Source organism: Sporosarcina sp. SAFN-010, assembly GCF_059415065.1.
In genome coordinates this window covers 217,524-236,193 of the sequence record NZ_JBPFDS010000003.1, presented here as the reverse complement: position 1 = coordinate 236,193, position 18,670 = coordinate 217,524, and the positions used below count along the sequence as shown (strand labels likewise).

Below are 18,670 nucleotides of genomic sequence, written 5' to 3'. Positions count from 1 at the left end.
AAATTTGCAATCTCCATATTCAGAATATGTTTTTACCTAATTGCAAGACCAGTCATCTTACCATCAACGTAATTTTCATAATAGATTTTGATTTTTAAACTCATCATTGGTTCTCTTTGAGAGTATTGTAACTTGATGCATGGACCTCTCACAACGTATTCAATGAACAACAACAAATTATAGTTACATTGATGCAGGACTATTAGTAAAGAAAAAACTTGAAGTGCTTGAGCTGATTGGAGACTCTAGAAAGACTTTTTCAATGCTTCGTGCTTATAACCAGAATCTTATTTCAAATCGAACAGTCCCTGCAAAGATGATAAAAATAAGACCAATCAATATCTTTTTTCTTCTCAAATTATCATTCTAGCTAACAATCTAGCTTTTCTGCTTAGAGATCAACTTGAGAATCTCTCTCTATTTTGAGAAAGCATACACAATTCGTTATAAAAATGGAATACTGGCGGTCTAAAAGATGCCTAGCATTCCATTTCTATTTGTCTTTTGTCTTTTGTCTTTATAATCTACTGTATTTTAGTCCTTCTCAGCAAGTTCGAATAGTTTATTGGACAGTGTAGAATCTTTCTGGCTAAGTTGGAAGTCTCCAATCTTTCCTTCTTTCGTGGAAAAAATCGCTTTGCCTCTTAATTCGTGCAGTGAAGGCACTTCACCAGGTGCTGTTAATTCAACTGTAGCTTTCATATGATATTGATTACTCGCTGTATCTATATCACTTTGCTTCACTTCTGAATCAACAAGTCTTAATGTATACTCTGCATCAAAATAGAACATAGATTGGTATTGATATAACATACCTATGCTTTGCACTTTTGTTAAACCGTCTTCAGTGAAATAAGGTAGGTACTTCTCTTTTATATAACTGGCTAGTTTCATGTCATTTTCTTTTTGCTTCACACTATTAGGATCTTCTGTCCCATACATAGCAGCTTTTGCTAATTGAACATATTTTTCATCAGGACCATTGAGTTCTTCTTTCAGTACTGATTCAACAATTTGAATATACTTTTCCTCATTTGATACGGTTTCTGTTTCAGCTGCAGCTTCACTTTCTTCCCCTTCAATTGCTGCGTCTTGTTGTGTACATCCTGTAGCAATCACACAAGCCAATACTGCGAGTGTAAATAACCCTATTTTATTATTAGTGAATTGACCTTTCATCAAAAACCTTCTCTCGTGATAATCTATTAAACGTGAATGAAATCTGCTATGTTCTCAATACAAGATGTTTCAATCCCTCTTACTAAGTTCATCTATCTTATCTGAAAGTGTGGGATCTTTTTGACCAAGAGAGAATCTTCCAATTTTCCCTTCTTTCGTAGAGAAGATTACTTGACCTTCTACTTCGTGTAGAGAGGGTTCTTCGCCAGGTGATGTTAACTCAACTATTGACTTAATGTGATATTGATTACTTGCTGTGTCAATGTCGCTCTGCTTTATTTCTGATTCCACAAGTCTAATTTCGAACTCGGTATCGTAATAACTATGATAACTCTTTAAACCACTAGATTGGAATTCTTTCAAGCCTTCCTCAGTGAAATATTGTTGATATCTTTCTTTGACATAACTATTTAATCTCACTACATTTTCTTTTTGCTTTACACTATTTGGGTCGTTATTTCCACCCATAGCAGCATCTGCTAATTGACCGTATTCAATATCTGGACCATTGAGTTCTTCTTTCAAAACAGCTTCGATTGTTTTGATATGCATTTCAACTGCTGATTCTGCTGTTGGGACAGTTTCCGTTTTTGTTTCTCTCTTTTCAATTGCCTCACTTGTTGGTGTACACCCCATAAGAGAAACACAAGCTAATGCTGCGAGTGTAAATAACCCTATTCTTTTATAAGTGAGTTGACTTTTCATCATAAACCCTCTCTCTCGTTTTGTATGTAACGCGAATGTAAATTAGTTCCTTTAGATATATGTACGTAATATTGTGAAATTAGTTTCAATTTTCTATGCTTTGAAACAAAAAACAAGCCATGCGCTAAATTTAGCACACGGCTTGTTTTTTATAATTCAACAACCCAAGTCACAAAAATGATGACAATGGCTGCTGGAACAATATATCGCACAAGATTTTTCCATATTTTATGGAGAGTAGGATTCATATTTAATTCATCTGCAGTGTCTTTTTGACTAAGCACATATCCTGCGAAAATCGAGACTGCAAGTGCACCAAGAGGCATGGCAATTCGACTTGTAAGCAGATCAGCGAAATCGAATATGGAGCTGCCAAAGATTTTAATATCCCCGAGAACGCCGAATGATAATGCACTCGGAATTCCAACTAAGAAAATCAATCCACCAAATGTCCATGCTGCACGTCTGCGTCGATCGTGTTTCTTACGGATTCCTGTCGAAACGACTATTTCAAGCATTGCAATTGCTGACGTCAACGTCGCAAACAACATCAAAATAAAGAATACGATTAAGAAAAATCCACCAAATGGAATTTCATTGAAAATTGCTGGCAGTACAACGAAAATGAGACCAGGACCTTCAGTCGGTGATTGACCAAGGGCAAACACTGCCGGGAAAATAACGATTCCTGCGAGTAAAGAAATGACGATATTCAATATCGACACATTCAGAGCAGATTGACCAAGACGCTCTTCTTTTTTCAAATACGAAGCGTAGGTCATCATTGCTGTTACACCTACACTCAGCGAGAAAAATGCTTGACCGAGTGCCATGAGAATCGTTTTGCCTGTTAAGTAGCTCCAATCTGGAACGAACAGGAAGCGAATCCCTTCCATTGCACCATCAAGCGTCAAAGAACGTACTGCGAGTAAAATGAAAAAGATGAACAGTAATGGCATCATCCAACGACTTGCACGCTCAATTCCACCTCTTATTCCACTCTGTACAATCCAGACCGTAATCGCAAGGAACGCTGCTTGCGCGATCAGCACTTCTATTGGATCTGCAATAATCTCGTTAAATAATCCGCCATAGTCGGCACCAGTAAGACCACCCGTCAATGAACGAATGAGATACGATAAGATCCAGCCGCCAACAACGCTATAAAATGATAAAATGATGAACGATGCAATAAGCCCCATCCATCCAACCCAGTTCCAGTTCTTTCCTTTTGACAACTTCTCAAGCGACGTAACGACATCTGCCTGTCCACGTCTACCAATGAGAAATTCCGCTAGTAAAATCGGTAATCCAATCAACAGTGTGCTCACTATGAACAACAGCACAAACACGCTACCGCCATTCATGCCCGCCATATAAGGGAATTTCCAAATAGCACCCAGACCAATTGCACTTCCGGCTGCTGCTAATATAAATCCAATTTTAGATGTCCATTGTTCCCGTTCCTTCATCTCCAAACCCCGTTTCAAGCAAACCAAAAAGTTTACAAATCATTTAGTTGTTTCAGTTCGCCTGTCACGGCATCTACACATTCCTCAGAATCTAGCAAACCACAAAGTTTGTATGTCCGCGAACCTTGATGGTATACGTACTTAGGTTCGAGTGTAATAAACGAAACCATTTTTTCAAAGGCTTCTTCCTGAGAAACCGTTTCTACACGAGGTTGTTTAAATCCTTCAAAAAGTTGTGCCATTTCGTTTGAATCCATGAAATTCATCACTTCATATGTATCTTTGTTAAGCATGATTAAAAGCTTCCTGCGAAGTGGACCTGCAATTTCGCCTACTTTGCGACAAACAACTTCAATAATTTCCGGTTGTTGCATAATCCGATAAACTTCCCATTCGCCCGATTCTTCTGGTAGCTCCGAAGACAAAAATGCGGTCGCAGATTGTATACAGCACTGAAGTACTTCCTCAGTAACTCCGCTAAAAGTTTGGTTGAGAGCAGCAAAGGCATCATCGGCTGTTAGATCAGGTCCAAATGGCTGAATCGCCTGTTTTTCAAATTGTTGTTTTGAAACGGATGACCATTTTAAAACAGCTCTTGGATATCTCGCTGACTGTTCTTCAGTGTAATATGGTAAAACAGTGCCATCTTGTGCGATGAACACCTCATCGATTGCATAGTAATCTGCAAAACGCGCTTCGTCCTCAATCGGCAGACGAATTGGAGTTAGTTGCTGCCGTACAAGTGGTTCTATCGCTTCGAGTGTTAGTGAAAAAGGTCCTTCTTCAAACTGATCGGATACAATGATTGGCAAGATGCACATAAGAATTCTTCCTTGCTCGTCCCATTCCATCTCCAAAAAGCTATTGGTTTGAACAGGAATATCGTTATGCATGAGTGTGCCTTCGATTCCGAATTCAGAACGATTAGTCAGGACGAACCCATTGCCCATACGTAGTCCTGTTTGGTTTTCTACCCACTGAACGAATTGTGTTTCAGTCGAACCGATAGATTCAGCTTTTGAACAATCGCCTACTGTTATAACCGAACGCAGTTGTTCAAAACGTAGTGAATAAGAAATTGCGACAGCACCATCCGGAAGCATGTCTTCATCTTCTTGTGAATCCACTGTAGGCGGAAGCAAATCTGCAGTTAGCAAGATGTCAAACCCGCCAAATGCAGACACTTCTTGTGAAAGTGAGTGTGTATGAAGAACATATTGCTGAAGTCCCAGCGTTTTTTTCAATTCTTCCAGCACAGCTTCAATTCGTTTGTCCAAAGTGCTCGCCTCCTTTTTACTTACTCGAAAAAGACTTTGTCTGTATTGTATTTAGCTTCCATCGTGTTAATGATGTACGTTTCGTATATTTCGCGTTCCATTGCATCGTCCACAACGATTACAGCAATTTTATTTACTTCATCGCGATGTGGTTTTAATGGCGAAACGTTATCTTCTAGGTGCTTTTTCACTCGCGGACGTAGCTTTCTTGCTTTACCGACAAAAAGCAACTCATCTTGTTTGTTGTAGAATAAAATGATTCCGCCTTTGTCGCGCGGGATTTCGTGCAAATCTACAAACCCACAAATCGGTTTGATTGGAACAATATTTGCAGATACTTTTTGGAGCCGTTGTTCAATTTTTACATCAATTTCAGGAATAGTTATAGAAATCATTAATGTCACGTCCTATCTAGTTTTGTTATAAATCCTACCACAGATTGACGCAGAATGCGATTTGTCAATCTATTGCGACGAAAAAACCGCCCCTTTTAACAGGACGGTTTTATGATGTACGTTACTTTTCGAATACTTCGTGTAGAACTTTGTCCGGGATGGAATTGTTCAAATTTTTATGGATAACACTATTTGGCTTTTTGTTGAGAGCGGATGCAAATGTTTGTGAGGACTCTGCTTCACCTACGACATGAATCTCATCCCAATTCCGTTCTTTCTTCATTTTTTCCACGTCTGCTGCCATTGATTTATAAAAACGCTCTAAGTTTTCTTTCATTCGTTGGTCAAAGTCATCGGACTGGCTACCACCTGTACCTCTGTTTCCTGATGGATTCATGTCATTTTGTTCACGCCATACATCTAATCCAGAGTCGAAATTGTAGACCAAATCATCTGCCACAAATCCCATCGCTGTATCTAGAATACGGACGCTTCCTATACTCGGCATGATGATTCCTGAATTAGGATATGCTTTAAGCATGTAATTCAATTCTTCAATTACGGGATGATTTTCCCAATGGAAACTTGTTTTGACCGCAATTTGTACATAATGGACCGACCATAAATCCGGGTCGTCTGCTGCAAAAATGACGACTCCCTTTTTTAAATCGTTATGATTTTTTTCGATTTCTTCCGTTACACGCGCTTTAGCTTTTTTAAATGCTGTAAGTTCTTTGTCATTCGAAGCTTCCAAATATTCTTCCAAACGCTTTAATCCGGATTTTAAATGGATTTTCCAAGCACCTTTTTGCTGATCGGGATCAGCTGGATTCGTATTTAAATACACACTTAGTACACACCGGTCCTCGCAATGGTAATCTTTCAGAGTCTGAAGTTCTTCATTTAATGTCATTAATGCTTCGACCTCCTCATGATCTGCTTCTCTATGTGTGATACCCTCCCACCCAAAAGTTAAACTGAATAAAATTGAATATTAAGTTGAATCTCTTCAGCTTTTTGTGTATACAAACCACGGCTTCAATGCTTGTTTTAAAACTGCCGTGAATGCTATACTTTTACAAACAAAAATCGCAGACAGGTGATGATAGTATGAATTATGATGTTTTCCTTTTCGATTTAGATGATACACTTTTAGAATTTGATACAAGTGAGCAAAATGCATTTCGCAATGCTTTTACAGAAGCCGGACTTGTTGAGGGACTGGATGCCTATCGAACTGAATATAGAGCCATCAGCAAAGTTCTATGGAGACAATTGGAAGAAGGCTCAACGACTATGGAACAACTGAACGTTAGTCGGTTCAGTCAATTGTTTGATAAACTTGGTATCGAGCTTGATCCTGTTAGCTTTTCTGAAACTTATTTAACGTTGCTTGGTAAAGAAGCTCACCTAATAGATGGTGTCATCGACATGTTGGACAGTTTAGGGGATGTACGTCTTGCGATTGTGACGAATGGTTTCATCAAAGCTCAAATCGCCCGAGTTGCTTGTTCTTCATTGAATAATCGCTTTGAAACGATCGTGTCCTCTGATGAAGCCGGCTTCCAAAAGCCACGTCCTGAAATATTCCAAGAGGCTTTGGATCGTCTTGGAGTAACGGATAAGTCCCGTGTTTTGATGACGGGGGATTCCCTTACTTCAGATATTCGTGGTGGCAACAACTTTGGAGTCGATACATGTTGGTATAACCCAAATGGTTTGGAAAATACAACAGATAGCAAACCTACTTTTGAAATTAGTAATTGGGTAGAATTTAAAGTTAACGAAAAAGCTACAAATTGAACTTAAATAGCTGCTGGATGTCAGGTTATCTGATATCTGGTGGCTTTTTTGGTTTGGGATATGATGGATGACTATCACTTTTCGCACTGGATGGAGTTAAGTGAAATTTGAGTCATGATTTGTGCAATAAATAAGCGAAGCGCTACCAATTAATTACTTAAATCTTGTTGGATTGTGTCCCGTTATCGAGAAACTTTACTAAGTGATGGAGAAATAGGCAGAGGTGATCGAGAAACTCGCTCGAATGATGGAGAAGCCTTCTGCGATGTCAGGCAACCATCAGGAAGTGTCGGAGAACGTTAGACCCTTTTTTCAACTGAGTATCCGTTCCAAACAAGCGAAGCGCTACCAATTAATCACTTAAATCTTTCTGGAACTTCCCATTTTGACGATTAAATTCCTCTTAGTGCCGACTCTCTGCTCAAAAATGCCGATTCTACTCTAGATAGTTCCTATATTCCCTTGAAACTTCCAGTTACTGCCTACAAAGCTTCGACAAATACCGTTATATGGCTGCATTCCTAGTTTTATGAGCATTTTCTGCGATTTATGATCACTTTCCTAGTTTTATGAGCACCTTCTGCGTTTTATGATCACATTTCAAGCTTTATGAGCACTTTCTTCGTTTTATGATCACAACCCAAGCTTTATGAGCACTTTTGGCAGTTTATGATCACGTTCAATTAATTTACGAGCGCATCACAAAATTTACAAATCATACAATTGATTACCTAATTCAACATCTAAAAAACCCTTCAAAGACAAATAAACCCCATACTCAAATGAGTATGGGGTCTACCTATATAATTATGCGTTCGCTTTCATTTCTGCATATTCCGTGATTCCGTTGTAATAACGGTTCAGAGAGGATGGAGATACCTCGAATTCATCGGCAATGGCTTTGACGGTGAGCTCAAGAGTTTTAAACAATGCGTGTTCTTGTCCGTAACGGATGGCACCTGCTGCTATCGCAACATCTTTCCGCGCATTTGGCTGTTCCTCGACTAAGTAATCTTCGATCAATTCCAGAAGCTCATCTGATTTACGATCATTTGCTTCTAAAAATGAGGCAACCCTTGCCAGCACGCCTTGTTCAAAATCGGTGAACTCTTCTCCTTTATATCCATTCTCCGCTAGTTTTTCCCATAGGGTGACTGAGTGATTTTTCATGTACGTTTCAGAATCTTGATCGACATTGCTAAACTCAGTCACAAATTCATCAAACACAGAACTTTGGTCTACCGGGAAAAAGATTAACGTCGAAACTGCAAGCAACCCATCTGCTCCATCCGGAAGTGTGAAGCACCAGAGATGAACATCTTCTGGAACTGGTTTGTCAGACTCTCTGCGTAACAGGACAGTCTGGTTATTTAACCGATCATACACAGTTAAATAAGAGTCCTCCGTTTTAACTACTTGTCCAAGCAGCGTTTGTGGTACTGACCAACTCTCAAGGACCTTGATAACAGATGGACGGACTGTCTTTTTCAATTGCTTTTGCACAAAGCCTTTCCAAATATCCGTTCGATTATGGAAAAAGAATTCGTCTAACGCAATTGCCTCGATCATTTCTTCAGAGTATGCTGCGGAGAGTGGGAGTTTCCATTGGATGGCAAACTCACGATAATCACCGAAGTCTTTTTGCTTTGGATACTCATCGTAAAAAGATTGCAGAATCCGTTCCAATTCTTCCGCTTGTACAATTTCAACTGTTAGTTCTTCTTTGCCTGCACAACATTTCTTGTATTTCTTACCGCTGCCGCAAAGGCACGGATCATTTCTTCCAATCATCTTCAACACCTGCTTCTTTTTAAGCTGTTGTCCAGTTTACCACTTTTTTAAGATACATGGAAGTTAGCCTACACGTGCTTGTTCCAATCCTTCGCATTGACGACCTTGTTGCGACCAGTTTCCTTCGCATGATACAAACATTCGTCTGCTAATTCAAGTACCCGTAAGAAATGTTCTGCGTGCTCTGGTATGTTGGCGACACCTGCTGAAAATGTAATTGGTTCACCTACTGGACTGTTTTCGGAAGCAACGTCAATTCTTAACTCATCTGTAAATTCAGTTGCTTGCTCATATTCTACTTGAGGGTACAAGATAACGAACTCTTCCCCTCCAAATCGATAGCAAGTTCCTATGGCTTTTACATGATGTTTTAATTTATCCGCGAGATATTTTAGAACTTCATCTCCCGTATTATGGCCATAAGTATCGTTGACTCTTTTGAAACGATCGATGTCTAAAATTACTAATGAAAAGGGTACTTTTTGTTCCATAAGTATTCTCGCCTGCTCGTTAAGTGCTCTTCGATTCAATAGGCCTGTAAGTGGGTCTGTAGATGATTCTAGATAAAAATGATCGACTTTTTTCTGAAATCTGCTGAAGCTATCAGTTAAAGCTAGATCCAGCTGAATCGCCTCGTGATACCACGCACCGCTCTCGAGTGGTGCATGACCATCTCTTTCTAATTGGTCCGTCGCATAACTTGCTAATTTCTCAAGTGGTTTAGCAATTTGTGAAGCGAAATACAAAATGATCAGAGCTGATAGAGCAATAAAAGGAAGAGACTTCAAAATCATTTCACTCAACATTTCTTTAGAGGATGCCAATGCTATTTCGGTTGGCCTTTGAGAAACCACTCCCCATTTGGTCAAAGGAATTGAAGCGTATCCTGCCAACATATCTTGATTTTTGCTATTCAACAGGCTCATACTTCCGCTGTGACCCTTTCTCAATTCTGCAATTACTGGATTCTGTGTCACATACTCACCTACACGTTCTTGATCCAAGTGATACATCAGCATCCCATCAGCATCAACCACATACACATAGGATCCATCTTCATAAAAGTGTTGTCCTAGGAGCTCATTCAGTACATTTTCTTCCTTGAGGTAGATACTTCCACCAATCAGTCCAATTACGTTACCTTCCATATTTTTAATCGGGGCTGCGATAAAGATAACCAGCCTACCTGTCTGGGTTTCGTAGGGCTTACTGATAGTGGCCATGCCCTTTGTCAATGTTTCAAGTCCAGCCTCGTCCAAAAGAGGTTTTCCGGCAAGCGCTCTAATGCCAGAGGAAGTACCTATAATTATTCCTCTATTATCTGTAATGACAACTGAGCTCAACGATTCCGCTTGAACGACTAACCTTTCTGCCTCATGATTTAATTGCTCCTGATTGACATGGTTAAATGATAAAGACAACTCTCTCGCTGAGTATGCCAGGATTCGTTCAGTCCTCAAAAAGTAGTCTTCTGTCATTTTCGCTAATTTTTGCGCGTATGCAAAATTTGTTTCCAAAGTGGTTTTTTCTAGTGTTTGTTGGTCAGCACGGTATCCTGCATAAAGACTACTAGCGAGTGTTAAGGCGATTGAAAGCCAAGCGATTGCTAATAGCAAATGTTTTAAGGATATCTTCACACGGAACACCGCCCTTCCAACGACACAGTCATAATTCCTTATGACTATTATACCATTTTCCGACAAGAAACAATATACAGATTTACTTTATTATTCAAATAACTTTAGTTAAAATCGACGTCTTGCCCCACTGTTTCAAAAAGTTTGTAGCTGATACTTCTCCACTAATGACGAGGGTCTCTTTTTGCTCGTCTGACAAATCGAATTGGACAGCGGATATCCCGTCAGTCGGAATGAATAAAACGTCTTTTTCAAGTCTTTTGGAGACGTGTTTTTCATCATGTGCGTCTTTCATTGTCGTAAATAGCGCTTCATAAAGTCCTAATCCATTACGAATGACTGTTTTTTTCTTATCTGCTGGATTATGACTCAATTTCATGCCGACAATTGGTCGGGAGTCACCATTTTCGGGTTCATTGAACACCCATAGAGGAAAATTACTAAGGACACCACCATCTACTGTCACAGAGTTTCCTGCTAATGAATGAAGAACGACTGGTTCGAAAAAGAAAGGAATACACGTGCTCATCCTTAGCGCACGTGCCACTGGAAAAAAGTCTGGTCTCAAGCCATACTCACCTAAATCATCAGGAAGTACGATTAGTTTTCCGTTCGTTAAGTCGGATACAATAATCTTAAGAGACCCTTCAGGTAAATCTGCAAAAGTATATACTCCTTTTTCAGCTAGAATGTCACTGAACCAATTTTCCAGAGCCGTTCCTTGGTAAAGCCCCATGCGCCAATATAGTTGAAGCCACTTCATAAATGGAATCGGTATGAATGTCTTCCTTGCATCGAGGAGTTCTGGGAAGTTTTGTTGCTGCATAATCTGTTCCATTTCATTAGCCGTGTACCCTGCGGCTAACATGGCAGCAACAATTGCACCCGCGCTCGTTCCTACAGTACGCTTAAATGTGTATCCTTTTTCTTCGAATACTTTACATGCTCCCACCAAAGCTAGCCCTTTTAATCCTCCACCAGAAAAGACGCCATCAATTTCCACACTTTCTCCACCTCTCTGTAGCTTATAGGTTACTGTAAGAAACTATCCTTCCTTTTAGAACCAGATTGCTTATTCACTCCAACTCCCTATAAATTCTTGTTGACATAGTCTTAACGTGATGGTATGATTAATTGGTTATAACCAGTTAGCTGATTCTTGAATACTGGCATTCTGCGGAATGTTTACCCATTATACGTATTCAAACTGGCGCGGCTATAGGGCCGCAAGGACGCAAAAGTAGGTAGGGTTTGCGTTGCTTATGTTAGGAAACAACTGCTGAACAACGACCGCGGCAATGATCGTTGTGAGTAAGTACACAATTCTTGATTATAAAAAGAAGTAACTTTTTTCTCATATTCAATAATCGGCTATACAAAAAAACAAAGGGATGCCCAATCGGGCGTCCCTTTTCCAATTCCTCTACTCTTCTTTATCTCCTATAAAAAAGGCCAAAACAATCATTCCTAAAAATAACAAACCAAATAGCGCAATTGTCACTTGATGGTTTCCTGTTGCATCGTACAATACCCCAATGACTAATGGGAAAATCCCACCGATGATATATCCACCAGTTTGCATCATCGCTGTCCAAGAATTCGTTTCTACCGCATTTGCAGTCTCATCCAGAGGCAGAACGAGCGCAATTGGAAAGATGCCGCCTAAAGGAACTCCCATAAGTAGCGCTCCCACCCATAGCAATGGTAGATTATCTGTCCAGAATAGCATAACTGCAACTAATCCTATTGAGAGAATAAATAGTAGCCACATTTTACGACCCGGATAACGTTCCATCATAAGCGGGATTGTAATATTCAAGATAATTTGAACTGCCGTCATAAGACTCACCAGTGTACCTGCCTGAACAAGTGTCATCCCTTTTTCAATCGCGATTGGTGCGAGCCAGATAACAATTGAGAAAAAACCTGCAGACTGTAGTCCAAAGAACAATAGGATCAACCATGCTTTACTGTTTTTCCAGGGAGAACGAACCGCCTTAGAAGATTCTTTCCATGACGCTCCTTGCTGCTGATGAACTACCAGCTGATCGGTTCCTGATACCAGCCATGCTGCAATACCTACCAAAGCTAATACAGCCCAAATACTGAGTGCAAACGAATAGGATCCAGTCATTTCATAAAAGTATGCAGACAAACCAGTGCTTGCTGTAGCGCCTGCCCCGAGCCCGAACGAATAGATCCCAATGATCGGTCCGGCCCGATGCGGAAAGTTTTGTTTGATCATCGCGGAAAGTAATGGTCCAGTAACCGCAATCGCAACCCCGACTCCAATAGAAGAAACTAAAAGCATTGTATAGGTGGGGACAAATTCACGGAGAGCTGTCATCACACCAATAACTGCAACCATAAAAACCATGGTTGCATTCAATCCGAACCGCCGATTTAATACTGGTGCTAGTGAAGCGAACACTCCCATACATATAACAGGCAACGCAGTAAGTAAGCTAACTTGTGCATTCGTCAATGATAATTGGACCCGGATTGTATCCAATAGCGGACCAATTGACGTGATAGCAGGTCGCATATTTATAGACACTGCAAAAATAGCGAAAATCAGAAGCATTGTTTTTTTAGTAGTCAGAGAAATAGAATTCATAAGGATTCCTTTCTAATAATATTTCATCGAACTTGCGTTTGTTTTTTTAAGGTCGTATAATTTTCTGTGAAAGGATGAAATTTCATGAAAATAATTCATTGGTCCTATACACGGAAGTATCAAGTGAAAAGTGTATTTGACTCATTTCCCGACATAGTCGCTGTGTTCCGGCAAATCAATGGATACTACTTCATTTACACGATGAAAGGTCTGGATTCGATTGAATTACCTTCTCGTAAACATTATGTGCAAATGGAATATCTAATCAATAAAGAACTCGGTACTTTATCGGCTTATAAAAATCGTAAGGCTCTGCAAAAGAGAGAAAGTTCCTAAACAGTTTCTTTTAAATACTGTCGAAAGACTTATGATTGTATTGTAAGCTTGAAAATTGATTATTACCACTGTAATTTCCCCCACCCTAGCGACAATCCGTGCTATAATGGGCAAAGTGTGAATTTTAGGAGGTCAATTATGTTAGCAGTAAGTAATGTAAGTCTTCGTTTTGGAGACCGGAAACTTTTTGAAGATGTTAATATACAGTTTAACCCAGGGAATTGTTATGGGCTAATCGGTGCGAATGGTGCCGGTAAATCAACATTCATTAAAATACTTTCCGGTGAAATAGAACCACAAACAGGTAATGTCATTTTAAATAATGACGATCGCCTGGCAGTATTAAAACAGGATCACTTCGAGTTTGAAGGTGTAGAAGTTCTTGAGACTGTTATTATGGGTCACAAAAGGCTCTATGATATTATGTCCGAAAAGAATGCTATTTATATGAAGGAAGATTTTTCTGATGAGGATGGTATGCGTGCAGCTGAACTCGAAGGTGAATTTGGAGAGCTAAACGGATGGGAAGCTGAATCCGAAGCTGCAATCCTCTTGCAAGGTCTTGGAATCTCAGAGAAATTGCATGCGATGAAAATGTCTGAGCTCACAGGTTCTGACAAAGTGAAAGTCTTACTTGCTCAAGCCCTGTTCGGTAAACCGGATGTCTTATTACTGGATGAGCCAACAAACCACTTGGACTTGAAAGCAATCCAATGGCTAGAAGAATTTTTGATCAACTTTGAGAATACTGTAATCGTCGTATCCCACGACCGTCATTTCTTGAACAAAGTATGTACGCATATAGCGGACTTGGACTTCAGTAAAATCCAGATTTATGCAGGTAACTATGATTTCTGGTACGAGTCTAGTCAATTAGCACTCAAGCTTTCTCAAGAACAGAATAAGAAAAAAGAAGAAAAAGTGAAGGAATTGCAAGCGTTCATCGCGCGATTCAGTGCGAATGCTTCGAAATCGAAGCAAGCAACTTCACGTAAGAAAACATTGGATAAAATCGACATAGACGATATCAAACCTTCATCACGTCGTTATCCTTATGTTAATTTCCAAATGGGCCGCGACATCGGAAATGATGTCCTCATGGTTCGTGACTTATCTAAAGCTCAAGATGGCGTTCAACTATTGAAAGATGCGTCTTTCACATTGAACAAAGAAGATAAAGTCATCTTGATCGGAAATCCATTAGCTAAGACTGCTTTTCTAGAAATTTTAGCGGAAGAACAAGAAGCGGATTCCGGTACTGTTAAATGGGGCGTTACCACTTCACAAGCATACTTCCCTATCGATAACAACGAATTTTTCCAAGGTAACGAGAAATCACTCGTTGAATGGTTACGTCCGTATTCACCTGAAGATGAAACAGAAACGTTCTTACGTGGTTTCCTCGGTAGAATGCTCTTCTCTGGTGAAGAAGTAAACAAAAAGCCATCTGTTCTTTCTGGAGGAGAGAAAGTTCGTTGTATGCTTTCTAAAATGATGCTCACTCATTCAAACGTCTTGTTGTTAGATGAGCCAACTAACCATTTGGATCTCGAATCAATTCAAGCGTTGAACAACGGTCTGATTGCTTACAAAGGGGTTATGTTATTCACCTCACATGACCACCAGTTCATACAGACAATTGCAAATCGCGTTATTGAAATTAACGATGACGGTACAATTTTCGACAAAATGATGAACTATGATGAGTATTTGGAATGGAAAGAAGCACAACCATCTTCAAAATAAGTTCACAGTACATGTAGGTTTTACAAAAAAGGCAACTGCTATTTTTAGCGGTTGCTTTTTTGTATTTCTTTACATAAATCTTAAGAATTTCAGTTGCACATACTTTTCTTGAAATCGGTAATACTATTGGAAAAGGAGTGGTTGACTATGAAGAAATTTAAATTTGTGCTTTTTTTACTCATAAGTCTACTCGTCGTCTCCGCTTGCTCCAAACTGAATGGTGAAGACGTTACTGCACCTAATAATTCTGGGAACAGCGGCGAACAGAGTCCCGTTGAAAAAGCTGATTCGGATGCCGGTGGTGAAATAAAAGACAAGGATCATGATGATGATGGCTATGAGGAACTGGATGATCCGAATGGCAAAGTCAAAGATCCCGCAATGCTCGACTATTTGCTACCCGACAGTTCAAAAGCTCATTATGAAGGTCAAGGAAATGAGTATGCGGAGCTGGATGTCCAGGTATATCATCCATACGAGGAATACGTGATGATATATGAGAACAATGGAGGCGCTCTATTGCGAAAGATTTACAAAGTGGAGAAAGATCGGATTCTAACTTTAGAAGAGAAACAAGTTGATGTGGAAGGAAATGTGCCGCCAGTTGCCGAACTTAAAAAGATGGAAGTGACAGGTGTTTATTTACAGAAGCCTTTTGAAAAAGGTGCTACTTTTGGGAAATGGACGATTGTGGATACAGACGCTACTGTTGAAACTCCCTATAAAAAGTTCGAGCATGCGATTGTACTTGAAGAGAAAGGTGACAATTATACAAATAGAAAATATTTTGTTGAAGGTTTCGGAGAAGTTAAACGGGAGTCCGTTATGACTGCAAAAGGTCAAGCAGATATACTTGTCACCTCTTCTATGGAGTCTGTTACTAAACCGTAAAGCATAAAAAATAGAACCCACTATTTAAGCGGGTTCCCTTTTTTGTGTTATTAGAGTTTCGTAACGTTAGCAGCTTGTAGACCGCGGTTACCTTCTACGATTTCGAACTCAACCTGCTGGCCTTCGTCCAAAGATTTGAATCCTTCACCTTGAATAGCTGAGAAGTGTACGAATACGTCGTCTTCTCCGTCAACCTCGATGAAACCGAAACCTTTTTCTGCGTTGAACCACTTAACTGTACCTTGTTTCATAAATGAAAACCTCCAAATAATAATTGCTAATACATGAACCTGCTACAAAAAAGAAAATTCACGTATTACAAAAAGTACCGACGTCGCCGATCACTTTTTGTAATACGTGAATACGTTTCTCGTCGCGAGCGCTTGCTATTAAGCTTAGTACTACTATACCATACCACTTTTAAATGTCAAATAAACATTATGAAATATTCAAATTATTATTCCTCGATAAAAGAAATAGTTTCATTGCCCTTCAATAAAAAGATCCCATGATACAATTGCATATCATCGTCACACCCATCACAATACGTTCTTTCCCCAGGATTCCAAAAAGCGGTAAATGCTCCTTTACGAGTTTTTTCTTTTGAAAAGCAGCCTCTCATTTCATCCATAAGCGAGTGTGCAAATTCTATTGCTTCGTCCATTTCTTCAAACGACCTTCTTAAACGAACCATCTCTTCCCATCCTTCAAACATCCACCAAGGTTCATAATCTGCTTTCATATAAATAACCTCGTACATGCTAAAACCTCTTTTCCTATACAGTTGACAATTATACAAAGCACTTAGAGTTTTTCCAAGCAATCTGTACTAATTTGCATTTCAAATGTTCGTCTGAATGGGTCTAATACGGTATACTAAAGAGAGATTAGTGAATCGATGAAACTTTTACTGCCATTCACACGTAATAATGATATATATACTAACGATAAGGAGGGCTGACCGAAGATGAAAAAAGTCAAACAGTTTTTTACGCGGCACTTCATCGTGGCGCCCGTCAGTTTTGGAACATACCTCTTTTTACTGCTGGGAACTGGCATTCCTTTTTTGGCAGCAACGGGGATTCTCATAACGATGTACCTAGGAGGTACTTTTGCTATTAAACAAGTCCAAATCAGCTCATCAGTGAAAGAACTCGGAATGACACGTTCTGAGTATCGACATATTGAATTACAACTTCATGAAGCCAAGCAAAAAATTAAAAAATTGAATAGTCTATATGGACAGGTTCGCTCGGTTCAGGCTTTCCGTCAAGTGTATGAGCTGAGTAATCTATCTAGAAAAGTGCTCGCGATTGTACGTAACGATCCAAAGAAATTTTATCAGACCGAACAGTTCTTTTACGCACATCTGGATTCTGCAGTTGAACTGACCTCTAAATATGCACTACTTGCCAATCAACAACTGAAAGAAAAAGAAGTTCGTATTGCTCTGCAGCATACTCGAGAAACTATTACTGATGTCACCCATCAGTTGGAAAGTGATTTGCAGGATGCCCTTGCTACTGATTTAGCAGCCCTGCAACTTGAACTCGACTATGTAGATATTACAATGGCACGTAAAAAAGCCTTGCCGAACACGAAAGGGGAAACGCTAGATGACCGAAAATCAGCCAATGAATAATGATGTGAAATCTTTTGATGATCTACTCAGTAGTCCATTTGATAGAAGTGAACCGATGCTCCCGAAAGAAATGCAAACAGAGCAAACTGAAAACAATGCTTCTGTAGCACTAATGGATCGACTATCACCTGAGGAACAGCAAAAAGCTAAGGAACTTGCCGATCAAATTCCTGTTGGTGATTATGAAGCGATTTTAACCTACGGTGCTACAGCACAAAACGAACTGTCCCGTTTTTCCCATAAAATGTTGGATCACGTTCAAAGTAAGGATATTGGTCCTGTTGGAGATGTCTTAAACGATTTAATGGGGAAGCTATCTGAAATCGATCCTGACGATCTTTCGGAAAAGAAAAAGACCGGCTTGAGCCGCCTTTTCAATAAAGCATCCCGTTCTATTCAAGAAATGATGACGAAGTATCAAAAACTAAGTACACAAATTGACCGTATCGGTGTCCAGTTAGAACATTCTAAACGGGGTTTGATAGAAGATGTCCACATGCTCGATAATTTATATGAGCAAAACAAGACGTATTTTCAGGCATTGAACGTCTATATTGCCGCTGCAGAGATAAAACGTGACGAACTCGCTAACATTACGATTCCTCAGATGCGTGCAGATGCTCAAAATTCCAATGACCAAATGGCAATTCAAGAAGTAAATGATATGAGTCAGTTTTTGGATCGCTTGGAAAAGCGGTTATATGATTTACAATTATCCCGTCAATTGACAATCCAAAGTGCTCCTCAAATTCGTATGATTCAGCAGACAAACCAAACACTTGCTGAGAAGATTCAATCATCAATCATGACGTCAATCCCTTTATGGAAAAACCAAATTGCGATTGCATTAACTCTGAATCGCCAAAAGAAAGCTGTCGAATCTCAACGTCTTGTAACGAAGACAACAAATGATTTATTACTTCGTAATTCTGAAATGCTAAAATTGAATTCAATTGAAACCGCAAAAGAAAACGAACGAGGCATCATTGAAATTGACACGTTGAAAAAGACTCAAGAAAACTTAATCCAAACAATCGAGGAAACTCTTGTGATTCAGGCAGATGGCCGGGTTAAGAGAAAAGAAGCAGAACGAGAAATTGGTAGAATGGAAGAAGAATTGAAGCAACGCCTTCTAAATATCCACGAAAAAACGCAAAACCGCCCTTTATAAGGTGGTTT

General features: G+C 39.6%; 18 protein-coding genes. 6 read left to right on the top strand and 12 right to left on the bottom strand.

Annotation, left to right across the window (positions count from 1 at the left end):
* Positions 1 to 534: 534 nt before the first annotated feature.
* From ACR65F_RS05735 to ACR65F_RS05710, 6 genes are all read right to left on the bottom strand, one after another.
* On the bottom strand, positions 535 to 1,179 hold the full coding sequence (locus tag ACR65F_RS05735; RefSeq protein WP_039044202.1) for a hypothetical protein: 645 nt from the start codon (positions 1,177 to 1,179) through the stop codon (positions 535 to 537).
* Between the two features lie 69 nt (positions 1,180 to 1,248).
* Positions 1,249 to 1,887: a hypothetical protein gene (locus tag ACR65F_RS05730; RefSeq protein WP_440503588.1), complete on the bottom strand. Its 639-nt coding sequence runs from the start codon at positions 1,885 to 1,887 to the stop codon at positions 1,249 to 1,251.
* Between the two features lie 146 nt (positions 1,888 to 2,033).
* The gene (locus tag ACR65F_RS05725; protein ID WP_039044204.1) at positions 2,034 to 3,356 is read right to left on the bottom strand and encodes a sodium-dependent transporter; all 1,323 of its coding nucleotides are present in this window, start codon (positions 3,354 to 3,356) and stop codon (positions 2,034 to 2,036) included.
* A 32-nt stretch (positions 3,357 to 3,388) separates the two neighbouring features.
* Entirely contained in the window at positions 3,389 to 4,633 is a 1,245-nt protein-coding gene (locus ACR65F_RS05720; protein ID WP_440503587.1) for a hypothetical protein, read from the bottom strand.
* A gap of 20 nt (positions 4,634 to 4,653) precedes the next feature.
* The gene (locus ACR65F_RS05715) at positions 4,654 to 5,028 is read right to left on the bottom strand and encodes a nucleotide excision repair endonuclease (RefSeq protein WP_039044206.1); all 375 of its coding nucleotides are present in this window, start codon (positions 5,026 to 5,028) and stop codon (positions 4,654 to 4,656) included.
* 121 nt (positions 5,029 to 5,149) lie between these two features.
* Complete coding sequence (locus ACR65F_RS05710) at positions 5,150 to 5,941, bottom strand: VLRF1 family aeRF1-type release factor (protein ID WP_440503586.1); 792 nt, start codon at positions 5,939 to 5,941, stop codon at positions 5,150 to 5,152.
* A gap of 197 nt (positions 5,942 to 6,138) precedes the next feature.
* Between ACR65F_RS05710 and ACR65F_RS05705 the strand changes: the two genes are divergently transcribed.
* Positions 6,139 to 6,831, top strand: a complete 693-nt coding sequence (locus ACR65F_RS05705) for a YjjG family noncanonical pyrimidine nucleotidase (RefSeq protein WP_440503585.1) — start codon at positions 6,139 to 6,141, stop codon at positions 6,829 to 6,831.
* Between the two features lie 807 nt (positions 6,832 to 7,638).
* On the opposite strand, the gene ACR65F_RS05700 is transcribed toward ACR65F_RS05705, so the two are convergent.
* The 4 genes from ACR65F_RS05700 to ACR65F_RS05685 form a co-directional block, all read right to left on the bottom strand.
* Complete coding sequence (locus ACR65F_RS05700; RefSeq protein ID WP_440503584.1) at positions 7,639 to 8,622, bottom strand: YecA family protein; 984 nt, start codon at positions 8,620 to 8,622, stop codon at positions 7,639 to 7,641.
* Positions 8,623 to 8,690: 68 nt separating this feature from the next.
* Positions 8,691 to 10,259, bottom strand: coding sequence for a sensor domain-containing diguanylate cyclase (locus ACR65F_RS05695; RefSeq protein WP_440503583.1), 1,569 nt, complete (start codon positions 10,257 to 10,259; stop codon positions 8,691 to 8,693).
* A 94-nt stretch (positions 10,260 to 10,353) separates the two neighbouring features.
* Positions 10,354 to 11,262: a patatin-like phospholipase family protein gene (locus ACR65F_RS05690; RefSeq protein ID WP_440503582.1), complete on the bottom strand. Its 909-nt coding sequence runs from the start codon at positions 11,260 to 11,262 to the stop codon at positions 10,354 to 10,356.
* Between the two features lie 420 nt (positions 11,263 to 11,682).
* Positions 11,683 to 12,876 (bottom strand): MFS transporter, encoded by a 1,194-nt coding sequence (locus ACR65F_RS05685; protein WP_440503581.1) that lies wholly within the window; start codon positions 12,874 to 12,876, stop codon positions 11,683 to 11,685.
* An 84-nt stretch (positions 12,877 to 12,960) separates the two neighbouring features.
* On the opposite strand from ACR65F_RS05685, the gene ACR65F_RS05680 reads away from it, so the two are divergent.
* The 3 genes from ACR65F_RS05680 to ACR65F_RS05670 all read left to right on the top strand — a co-directional run bounded on the left by ACR65F_RS05680 (position 12,961) and on the right by ACR65F_RS05670 (position 15,849).
* Positions 12,961 to 13,212: a protein YuzH gene (locus ACR65F_RS05680; protein WP_039044213.1), complete on the top strand. Its 252-nt coding sequence runs from the start codon at positions 12,961 to 12,963 to the stop codon at positions 13,210 to 13,212.
* A gap of 138 nt (positions 13,213 to 13,350) precedes the next feature.
* Positions 13,351 to 14,958 carry an ABC-F family ATP-binding cassette domain-containing protein gene (locus ACR65F_RS05675; protein WP_440503580.1) on the top strand — a complete coding sequence of 536 codons (1,608 nt, stop codon included), beginning with the start codon at positions 13,351 to 13,353 and terminating at the stop codon, positions 14,956 to 14,958.
* 147 nt (positions 14,959 to 15,105) lie between these two features.
* A complete protein-coding gene (locus ACR65F_RS05670; protein WP_440503579.1) occupies positions 15,106 to 15,849 on the top strand; it encodes a hypothetical protein in 744 nt (247 codons plus the stop codon).
* Between the two features lie 50 nt (positions 15,850 to 15,899).
* On the opposite strand, the gene ACR65F_RS05665 is transcribed toward ACR65F_RS05670, so the two are convergent.
* Positions 15,900 to 16,100, bottom strand: a complete 201-nt coding sequence (locus ACR65F_RS05665; protein ID WP_025784299.1) for a cold-shock protein — start codon at positions 16,098 to 16,100, stop codon at positions 15,900 to 15,902.
* Between the two features lie 206 nt (positions 16,101 to 16,306).
* Complete coding sequence (locus ACR65F_RS05660) at positions 16,307 to 16,609, bottom strand: DUF1033 family protein (RefSeq protein ID WP_039044216.1); 303 nt, start codon at positions 16,607 to 16,609, stop codon at positions 16,307 to 16,309.
* A gap of 207 nt (positions 16,610 to 16,816) precedes the next feature.
* Here ACR65F_RS05660 and ACR65F_RS05655 point away from each other — a divergent pair, with 207 nt between their 5' ends.
* Positions 16,817 to 17,491 (top strand): 5-bromo-4-chloroindolyl phosphate hydrolysis family protein, encoded by a 675-nt coding sequence (locus ACR65F_RS05655; protein ID WP_039044217.1) that lies wholly within the window; start codon positions 16,817 to 16,819, stop codon positions 17,489 to 17,491.
* Entirely contained in the window at positions 17,466 to 18,662 is a 1,197-nt protein-coding gene (locus ACR65F_RS05650; RefSeq protein WP_039044218.1) for a toxic anion resistance protein, read from the top strand. The genes ACR65F_RS05655 and ACR65F_RS05650 overlap by 26 nt, the downstream gene beginning before the upstream one ends.
* Positions 18,663 to 18,670 lie beyond the last annotated feature (8 nt).

Excerpts from the sequence above, each read along its gene's own strand:
- ACR65F_RS05735 (WP_039044202.1), bottom strand. The coding sequence starts at position 1,179 with ATGAAAGGTCAATTCACTAATAATAAAATAGGGTTATTTACACTCGCA.
- ACR65F_RS05730 (WP_440503588.1), bottom strand. The coding sequence starts at position 1,887 with ATGATGAAAAGTCAACTCACTTATAAAAGAATAGGGTTATTTACACTC.
- ACR65F_RS05725 (WP_039044204.1), bottom strand. The coding sequence starts at position 3,356 with ATGAAGGAACGGGAACAATGGACATCTAAAATTGGATTTATATTAGCA.
- ACR65F_RS05715 (WP_039044206.1), bottom strand. The coding sequence starts at position 5,028 with ATGATTTCTATAACTATTCCTGAAATTGATGTAAAAATTGAACAACGG.
- ACR65F_RS05710 (WP_440503586.1), bottom strand. The coding sequence starts at position 5,941 with ATGACATTAAATGAAGAACTTCAGACTCTGAAAGATTACCATTGCGAG.
- ACR65F_RS05705 (WP_440503585.1), top strand. The coding sequence starts at position 6,139 with ATGAATTATGATGTTTTCCTTTTCGATTTAGATGATACACTTTTAGAA.
- ACR65F_RS05700 (WP_440503584.1), bottom strand. The coding sequence starts at position 8,622 with ATGATTGGAAGAAATGATCCGTGCCTTTGCGGCAGCGGTAAGAAATAC.
- ACR65F_RS05685 (WP_440503581.1), bottom strand. The coding sequence starts at position 12,876 with ATGAATTCTATTTCTCTGACTACTAAAAAAACAATGCTTCTGATTTTC.
- ACR65F_RS05680 (WP_039044213.1), top strand. The coding sequence starts at position 12,961 with ATGAAAATAATTCATTGGTCCTATACACGGAAGTATCAAGTGAAAAGT.
- ACR65F_RS05675 (WP_440503580.1), top strand. The coding sequence starts at position 13,351 with ATGTTAGCAGTAAGTAATGTAAGTCTTCGTTTTGGAGACCGGAAACTT.
- ACR65F_RS05670 (WP_440503579.1), top strand. The coding sequence starts at position 15,106 with ATGAAGAAATTTAAATTTGTGCTTTTTTTACTCATAAGTCTACTCGTC.
- ACR65F_RS05665 (WP_025784299.1), bottom strand. The coding sequence starts at position 16,100 with ATGAAACAAGGTACAGTTAAGTGGTTCAACGCAGAAAAAGGTTTCGGT.
- ACR65F_RS05660 (WP_039044216.1), bottom strand. The coding sequence starts at position 16,609 with ATGTACGAGGTTATTTATATGAAAGCAGATTATGAACCTTGGTGGATG.
- ACR65F_RS05655 (WP_039044217.1), top strand. The coding sequence starts at position 16,817 with ATGAAAAAAGTCAAACAGTTTTTTACGCGGCACTTCATCGTGGCGCCC.
- ACR65F_RS05650 (WP_039044218.1), top strand. The coding sequence starts at position 17,466 with ATGACCGAAAATCAGCCAATGAATAATGATGTGAAATCTTTTGATGAT.